The 1,570-nt window shown below is 73.2% G+C and carries 2 protein-coding genes; both read left to right on the top strand.

Annotated elements, in window-relative coordinates:
* Positions 1-160: 160 nt before the first annotated feature.
* Positions 161-1,156, top strand: a complete 996-nt coding sequence (gene dhaK / locus PROKR_RS20370; RefSeq protein WP_036966525.1) for a dihydroxyacetone kinase subunit DhaK — start codon at positions 161-163, stop codon at positions 1,154-1,156.
* Between the two features lie 19 nt (positions 1,157-1,175).
* Positions 1,176-1,570, top strand: a 395-nt coding sequence (locus PROKR_RS20375) for a DAK2 domain-containing protein (protein WP_036966528.1), incomplete at its 3' end; no start/stop codon positions are given.

Genomic DNA, 1,570 nt, shown 5'->3' on the forward strand with positions numbered 1-1,570 from the left:
CGGCCTGCGGGTCGGGCGCACACGTCACCCGGGTGACCTGTGCGCCCGATCCCGGGGTTTCTGTACGATCCGGCCCGCCGTGGTGTTACATGAACCCCAGGGGACGTGTTCGCGGGCCCGGCGCCGGCGCCGGGCCGCACAGTCCCGCGAGGAGGTCGTCGTGAAGAAGCTGCTGAACGATCCCGCTGACGCCGTCGCCGACTCCCTGGCCGGCTTCGCGCTCGCGCACGCGGACCTGGTGCAGGTCAGTACCTCACCGGTCTTCGTCAGCCGCGCCGGGGGTGCGGTCACCGGAAAGGTCGGTCTGGTCAGCGGCGGCGGGTCGGGGCACGAGCCCCTGCACGCGGGGTTCGTGGGTGACGGCATGCTCGACGCCGCCGTCCCGGGCGCCGTGTTCACCTCGCCGACGCCGGACCAGATCCAGCCCGCGATCCAGGCCGCCGACGGTGGCGCCGGCGTGCTCACGATCGTCAAGAACTACACGGGCGACGTGCTCAACTTCGAGACCGCGGTGGAGCTCGCCGAGGCCGAGGGCGTCGAGGTCGCCTCGGTGCTGGTGAACGACGACGTCGCCGTCGAGGACTCGCTGTACACCGCCGGCCGCCGCGGGGTTGCCGGGACGGTCGCCGTCGAGAAGATCGCGGGCGCCGCCGCCGCGCGGGGTGCCGATCTCGCGACCGTGCGGGCCGTGGCCGAGCGGGTCATCGCGAACGTGCGGACCATGGGCGTCGCGCTGGCCGCGCCCACCGTGCCGCACGTGGGCCGGCCCAGCTTCGACCTGGGCGAGGACGAGATCGAGGTGGGCATCGGGATCCACGGCGAGCCGGGCCGGCACCGCGTGGCCGCCGTCGGCGCCGACCAGGTCACGGAGATGCTCGTGACGCCGGTCGCGGACGATCTCGCGCTGGACGGTGGCGACCGAGTGTTGCTGTTCGTCAACGGTATGGGCGGCACCCCTCTGTCCGAGCTCTACGTGGTCTATGGTCGAGCGCGGCGCCTTCTCGAGGAGCGCGGCGTCACGGTCTCCCGGTCGCTGGTGGGCAACTACGTGACGTCCCTCGAGATGCAGGGGGCATCCGTCACCGTCCTCCGGCTGGACGACGAGCTGGAGGCCCTCTGGGACGCGCCGGTGAACACTGCAGCACTCCGGTGGTGAGACAGGAAGGTTCCGAGACATGACGCTGGACGCGGACTGGGCGGAGCGATGGGTGCGCCGCACGGCGGTGGCCGTCGCGGACGCGAAGGACGAGCTCACCGAGCTCGACCGGCAGATCGGCGACGGCGACCACGGCGAGAACATGGATCGCGGGTTCCGGGCCGTGGTGGCGCGGCTCGACGACGCGGCGGCCCAGCCGGCCGGCGCAGACGAGCGGACCGTCGGCGACGTGCTCAAGCTGGTGGCGACGACCCTGATGTCCACGGTGGGCGGCGCGTCCGGCCCGCTGTACGGCACGGCGTACCTGCGTGCGGCGAAGGTCTCGGGCCGGCCGCAGATCGACCCGCCGGCCGTCGTCGCCGTGCTGGAGGCCGCGCTGGAGGGCGTGTCCTCGCGCGGCAAGGCGACGGTGGG

Source organism: Promicromonospora kroppenstedtii DSM 19349 (assembly GCF_000515355.1).
Lineage (GTDB): Bacteria > Actinomycetota > Actinomycetes > Actinomycetales > Cellulomonadaceae > Promicromonospora > Promicromonospora kroppenstedtii.